Here is a 6543-nt window from a genome sequence, read left to right on the forward strand (position 1 = left end):
CAAGGTCGCGTAGAGGACAGGCTACAAACAGGTCCTCTTGCCAGCGGTCTTGATGTCCAATCAAGGTCGGGCTCCTTTCGGTGGCATCCAACCTTCAGACGGCTGACATACTTACATGGTTGCATCAAAAGAGGGTTTTTCAACAGCCCCAATAGAGGTCAATCCGTCCCCACAGTACAGCGGAAGCCCAAGAAGTCGCTTCGAAGTGAGGGTTTGTTTCCGCCCCGCCTCGCACTACGCAGGCCCCCTGTTTCGGCGAACCATGAACCGTCTCGTATGACACGGACCGAGCCACTTGTCGGTCCCTGCGGATTGTCACCGGGACTTCGGCGATAGTACCCCTCGGAATACCTGTCCTGGCACCACTCGCGTACATTGCCAGCCATGTCGAGACACCCGTAGGGCGATACACCGAGCGGGTAGTGGCCGACCGGCGCAGTGAATCCGTATCCGTCGAGTTTCCATTCCTCGGGGCCTGAGTCCCAGTCCAAGCCCACCGCCCAGTTGGCCCGGTGTATCCCGCTCGCGTGGGGCTCAGCATCACCCCAAGGGTACTTCCGCGCATCGGTTCCGCGTGCCGCCTTCTCCCACTCCGCCTCAGTCGGTAGGCGCCTGCCCACCCAGTCGCAGTACGCGTTGGCGTCGTTCCACGACACCAGGACGACGGGGTGGTTCTCCCTGCCAGTGAAGGCGTAGTCCCGCCAGTTCACGCCCGTGCGCCAAACCGCCCTGGAGGAGTCGGGGTCGTACACACAGCTTGAATCGGACATAGTCTCCGCGTCGGTGCGATATCCAGTCGCTTTGACGAACTCCTCGAACTGACGGTTGGTCACCTCGCACTTATCTACATAGTATTCGCTCATGGTGACTTGGTGCCGAGGGCGCTCGTTGCTCTCGCCTTCACCCTCTTGACTTCCCATCAGGAACGCGCCAGCCGGAATCTTCACCATTACCGACGAGTCCATAGGCCACAGGTACTCCTCGAAACCTTGGGGGTTAGTTCGCAGGAACCGCATCCTGGTCGGAAGAAGTCTCCTGCTGACTTCATGGACCTTGCTGGAAGCAAGAGCCGCTGGCCGAGTCTGAGCGTAGTTCGACACCAAGTTGTCGTAGAGAGAGTGCGCAACTTCGTAGTTGTTTTCCTTCTCTGCTTGGGCTGCGAGCGCAAGCAGAGAGTCCGCAGCGAGTTCGGCACGCCGGACCGCGCTGACATAGTTGCCTGGAACCTCTAGCGAGGCACACATTCCGTCCCACGTTGCCGTTAGGCGCAACGCCGAATCGTCCAGTACCGCTTCGTAGAAGTCTCTTAAGTCCACGTTCAGAATTCCATCTTCGGTAGTTCGGACGCTCCGGCCGTTTCCGCGGTCGGCCCCCGAAACCAACACAGAACGATCGCAAACTCGCGCTCCGTGCTGATACGACGTATCCCCACGCGAAACTACCTCCTTTGACCAATCGCGCGGCCGGAGGGGAAACCGAGAACGGTTTGGTATCCCAAAATAGAGACACCCACCTAGGGCGAGAATCGAACCGTATGCTAGATTCCTGCTGGTACCAGACTTCTTGTTCCCGAAAGCGTCCACATGGTCACGCCAATCGTTGACTGCCGCTGCGGCGACGAGTGGCAGAGTCATCGCGCCAAGCCAGCAACCGAGGTTGGTCCAAGTGTAGTCGCTGTGGTAGTACCTTGTCTCGACACGTTCCGATAGGAACTCACTTGTGAGTGTTGTTGACAGCACGGGCGTGCTCCGCCGCGGCCAGACCCAGTTGAGTCGCGTCTTCTCGGGTGTTACTCGTCGGTACTCCGCTGCAGAATTCACGAGCTTCGAGGAGCACGAGCCGATCGATAGCACCGTCGCCAGCGCCAAAAGCCCTGCCGGCTGCCGTCTCACGCTAGGTGGTTCTTCTCCATCATCGCCTTGAGCATCCTCGTATTCCGTTCGATCGCTAGGAAGCAGAGGAAAAGCCCGACAAGAGCGATCCCGGCGAATGCCGCCCCTACATATCGAAGAGCGTCCTTCACACCTCGGGCCTTCTTGTTCTGCTCCTCAGCAAAACGCGCTTCTGCAGACCTCCGATCTGCTGAGTATCTCGCTTCGAGCACGCGGAGTTCTCGCTGGCGGGCCGTTTCTCGCTCTCTTCGCAAAGTAGCCCAGGCATCAAATGCCGCGCCTCTTCTATCCAGGTCGAACTTGGACATGACTGCTGTCGCCTCCTCAACCACTTTCACTCGTGCCGCAGTCCCTTCGTAGAGTGAGAGCACGCGTCCCAGAGTATACTCAAGCCCACGCTTCGCAAGATAGGTTTCGCGCGACGTGACTCTGCCCCAGAAGTCGGTTTCCGCCGGCCGCGATCCATAGACTGACTCCCAGGCATACTTGTCGGAAGGAAACAGCGCTCTCAGTGTGTCGATCTTGGCCTTCAGCGTGGGGTCAAGGGTGTCCTTCGGAACCGCGAGCTTCGAAGTCTCCGCAGGTCTAGATGGCGACGCGGGTGGTTCGGCCCGGCCAGCCCTAGAGTCAGGCTTTGAGGAAGGCTGCGGCGCCAGCACCTGTTCGACGTCGGCTTGACTCAGCGATATTTCGGCGGGTTTGGACGGAGCTTCCACTTTCTGCTTGACCGCTGGCACAAGATTCACCAGGAGCACGACAATGGCCGCGACCAATGCAACCGCCGCCGCTCCGCATAGCACCCAAAAGAAGACCCTCGACACGAGGAACACGAACCGCTTCTCCAGCAGATCAAACGGTCCTTCGTCAACGGACTTCCGTGTCACCTACGACCTCCCTTCAGCAACGCCTCGGGCTGAGACTCTGAGCACGTCCTGTATGACCGAACCGGCCTCTAGTTCCACGCCGGATTATGGCGCGCTACGGGAGGAAGTCAAGCGCGCGGATTCGGGGATTCGGGGACTGGCTTGCGCTTGAGCTTGGGCTTGCGCTAGTCCGCAGGGCCTCAGCCTCGGCTTCGCCGCTCGCGCTTTTCGTGGATGGCGTGGATGACCATCACCGCGCCCAGAAGCAGCAACGCGGTCTGGTCCGGCACGGAGGGTTCGATTCTCAGTCCGTAGGTGTCCCGAATCGCCCAGAACTTCTTCGACACGCTGCCGATGCTCCGGCCGCCCTCGACGATGTCATAGGTCAAACCAAAGAAGTCGCCGTTCACCTCGAACCGCCGCGTGCCGTCAGGTGATTCGAACCAGTAGTGGGGATAGAATGCGAAGAATCCCCTTCTGAGAATCCCGAGGAATCCAACCTCCTCCGGCTCACCCGCAAGATTGCCGCGAAAGAACTTGTAGGTCGGCCGCCAGGCCAGGAGCTTCTGCTGGACAAACAGCTCGATGTCGCCGAGCGGCTCCTGCAGGCGGTACTGCGTACGGAAGGTGAACAGCTTCTTCTGGAAGTGCCCGACCACGCCCTGCGTTGCCGGGTCCATCACCTCAACCTTGTCCCAGAGCGAGAACAGCCGCTCACGCATCAGGAATTCCCGTCGCTTCGCAAGACTCATATGGCGGACCTCCTTTGTCTGATGCTCTTCATGCCTGCAGCCATCGTCCGCATGATACTGATTGGTCTCACGCGGCTAGTCGACTCAAGACTCACTAAGTCCCGCTCCCATAGTACATTTGAGTCAATCCGCGAGTCGCACCGGGGGTCGTTCCGGGGACGGCTCGGGAGATGGTCTGCCGCGTGATTCTCAAGGTCACCCTCCAGGGGATAGTCCGAGTAGTGTCCGGGGCGACTTGAACCGCGGTCTGCAGGGCTATTTCGGAGCCAACTCAGAAAGCCACCTCCGGCGCTGCCCTCGGCGTAGCTCGCAGGCCGGCACTCAGGGCAGTCTGCAGGATAGCTTGCGGTGTCATCTGCAGGGCGAAATGCGGGACCACAGGTTACGTTACTGGTCGGGGTGAACCGGGACTGATACGGAATCCCGGTGTGTCGCCTCGTACCAGAGCTTGGCGAGCTGCTCCCTGTGATTGAGAGCGTAGTAGACTGCCAGGCCGGCAGCGGCCAGGCCGATGAGGAACAGCACGTACGCCAAGAAAGAGTTGGGCTTGCCGTACTTCGGCTCGGTCTTCTGGGCGTACTTCAGCACCGTGCGCGCGCGCTCGGCGTCGCGCTTCGGGATCTTCAACTTACTTGCCATGGTTCACCTATCTGCCATCCTCGGGCTTCCGCAGAACTGCCAGAGCACGTCGATACCCGACTCGGTCGGGATCAGGCCAGCCGGCTGATAGTCATCCGGCTCGACTCTGAGTGTCGCCACGTAGGCGCTCCGTCGCCGGCCGGGCCGCGCCAGCCGGACAGCGCCCAACGGCGCCGCCTCCAGCGCGAGAGCAAGCAGGTAGGGCCGTGAATCCGGCATGGCCAGATTGTCACCTCAACCGTCACGGTTGTCAACAGCCGGCATCTCAGTTGACAGGGAATCAGGGAGATGTATATTGAACTCACGCGGGTGTGCCGCGCCTTGTGACGCGGAAACCAGCTAAGCACCGAGCAAAGGAGGTACAGTGCAGAAAGCAGTCTTCCTCTCCCTGCTGCTCACAGCAGCAGTCATGGCGGCAAGTTCGGCCGAGACCGGACCGACCGAACGACTGATTCCCGCGTGGCAGCACCTGTGGGACGGCCAGACGCCGGTTGACCAGGGGCAGTCCACAGGCAACAACAATGTCATCAACTGCAACGAGCCGGACAGGACTCGTACGGACGCCGGTGGAACGGGGACGCCGAACGAGTTCGACGACCCGAACTGGCAGGAGCCAGCTCGCGATTGGGGTTCAGACGTCCTCGTCGGGGAACGCGTACAAGAAATCAGCGGACGTATCTCAGCCGACAACGACAACCTGAGCGGTGACATCTACGTGTGCATGCTTCATCGCGACGCCGGTGTCTACGACACGGCGCATATGTGGCGCTCAACCGACGGCGGAGTGAACTGGGCCTCCTACCCGCATGTCATCGGTGGCACGACTCAGGGCAACATCGTAGATGCGCAGATACTCTGCGGCCACGGTCCCGGCGACACGACGTGGCTCTACTTCGTCGAGGCCACCGACTCAGTGGGTCTGCGCATTCGCCGGTCGACCCCGGACGGCGCCACTTTCCACTGGACGACCATCGACACGAACAACAGCATCGTTCGCGTGGCAATGGACCGGAACATCGAGAACCCCGAGCACCTGTTCGTCGTCTGGACGGAAGCCGACGGGGACATCCGGGCGATGAGCTCGACCAACGCGGGCGCCACATGGGGGAATGCCAACTACGTTACCAGCAACCGGCGCGGGGGCAGCTTTGCGGCAGGCGGCGCCGGCTATGGCTACATCACCTACATGGACGATACCGATTCAAGCTACTACCGAGTCGGAAGATTCACGAACAACCTGGTATCACCCGCCTGGTCGTTTAAGACTCTGGACTCGGCAGCCGACCAGCGGTTCCGCGAAGTTGCCGTGGCCGCCGACCGGACCTCGCCGGGAACAAGCCAAGTCGCGATCACGCTTGTGACCTACCGGTACACCGGCAACAACAACATCGGACCGCGCTACGCGTATACTACGGATGGCGGCGTCTCGTGGGCAGCGTCTTTCTGGCCGGTGACGGCCCAGACCCGGTCAACCTGGCTGGCTCGTTTTCCAAGAATCCGTCGCTCGTACGACGACGAGTTGTTCCGCGCCATTGTGTCGATGCCGGAGACAACAACGTCATGGGATACCATCGTCTATGCCTTCACCAGAGCAAGCGACCCCACGAGTTGGGCCTCCCGGGGTGAGTACAACGATCATCGGAACACCGGCGAGGTTTCACATGACATCGGCTCTTCGAGCCTGACACTCGGCGGGTTCATCGCGTATCGCCAGTACGCGTCTGGCAAAGTCTGGTTCGACGGCTACGACTTCGCCGGAGTCAGCGCGGGGAGTACGCCGCTGCAACCCGACCGGATGACCGCTGTCTTCGGTGGCGGGGTGAACCTTTCGCTCTCCGCACGCTCGCGGGTACACGCGGCCGTCTACGACCAGGGCGGCAGGCTGGTGCGCCGGCTTTTCAACGGCACGATGGAACCGGGTCGGCACCGCCTGGCCCCCGGGACTGCGAACGGAGTCTGTTTCCTCCGCTTGACGGTCAACGGACAGACGGAGACAACGAAGCTGGTTCAGCTACAGTAGGCAGAGTTGCAGACACCGAGCGGGGAGGGCGCTGCCCTCCCCGCTCTCTGGTCATGACGCCGGGCTCGGTCATGCAGCTGATGAGCAACAACTCAGCTGTCTCGGGTCCGCCGCCGGAATCAGTTGACATGCGACCCGCAAAGACTAGCATCAGCTACGGATCAAGGATCTACCGAGGATGTCCCTGTCTTAGTTGAAAATCAGTAGCGGTTCCCCTGCCCGGATGGTAGCATCTGGGTTGTTTGAATGTTATGAAAGGAGAACCGCTGTGAGAAAGTACCGGAGATGGTCGTCGGCTGCAAGTCGGAACGTCAGGTCGGCAGGCAGGCAGGTGCTGGCTTCGCTGGATCAGGAGGATGCCTTGGAGCTATTGCAGG

The 6543-nt window shown here is 60.7% G+C and carries 6 protein-coding genes; 1 reads left to right on the forward strand and 5 read right to left on the reverse strand.

The genetic code is table 11. The annotated features are described in order from the left end of the window. Window positions 1-158: 158 nt before the first annotated feature. The 5 genes from FJY68_12900 to FJY68_12920 all read right to left on the reverse strand — a co-directional run bounded on the left by FJY68_12900 (window position 159) and on the right by FJY68_12920 (window position 4365). On the reverse strand, window positions 159-1892 hold the full coding sequence (locus tag FJY68_12900; GenBank protein MBM3332722.1) for a formylglycine-generating enzyme family protein: 1734 nt from the start codon (window positions 1890-1892) through the stop codon (window positions 159-161). Further along, window positions 1889-2776, reverse strand: coding sequence for a hypothetical protein (locus FJY68_12905; protein MBM3332723.1), 888 nt, complete (start codon window positions 2774-2776; stop codon window positions 1889-1891). The genes FJY68_12900 and FJY68_12905 overlap by 4 nt, the downstream gene beginning before the upstream one ends. A gap of 179 nt (window positions 2777-2955) precedes the next feature. Further along, entirely contained in the window at window positions 2956-3507 is a 552-nt protein-coding gene (locus FJY68_12910; protein ID MBM3332724.1) for a hypothetical protein, read from the reverse strand. Window positions 3508-3894: 387 nt separating this feature from the next. Continuing rightward, window positions 3895-4146: a hypothetical protein gene (locus tag FJY68_12915; protein ID MBM3332725.1), complete on the reverse strand. Its 252-nt coding sequence runs from the start codon at window positions 4144-4146 to the stop codon at window positions 3895-3897. Window positions 4147-4149: 3 nt separating this feature from the next. Further along, on the reverse strand, window positions 4150-4365 hold the full coding sequence (locus FJY68_12920) for a hypothetical protein (protein ID MBM3332726.1): 216 nt from the start codon (window positions 4363-4365) through the stop codon (window positions 4150-4152). 145 nt (window positions 4366-4510) lie between these two features. Here FJY68_12920 and FJY68_12925 point away from each other — a divergent pair, with 145 nt between their 5' ends. Continuing rightward, complete coding sequence (locus FJY68_12925) at window positions 4511-6166, forward strand: hypothetical protein (GenBank protein MBM3332727.1); 1656 nt, start codon at window positions 4511-4513, stop codon at window positions 6164-6166. Window positions 6167-6543: the final 377 nt, after the last annotated feature.

This window comes from candidate division WOR-3 bacterium, from assembly GCA_016867815.1.
Lineage (GTDB): Bacteria > Hydrothermota > Tepidihabitantia > Tepidihabitantales > Tepidihabitantaceae > UBA2258.

Bases quoted from the DNA above. Each gene is read 5' to 3' on its own strand.
- FJY68_12910 (MBM3332724.1), bottom strand. From the start codon at position 3,507: ATGAGTCTTGCGAAGCGACGGGAATTCCTGATGCGTGAGCGGCTGTTC.
- FJY68_12915 (MBM3332725.1), bottom strand. From the start codon at position 4,146: ATGGCAAGTAAGTTGAAGATCCCGAAGCGCGACGCCGAGCGCGCGCGC.
- FJY68_12920 (MBM3332726.1), bottom strand. From the start codon at position 4,365: ATGCCGGATTCACGGCCCTACCTGCTTGCTCTCGCGCTGGAGGCGGCG.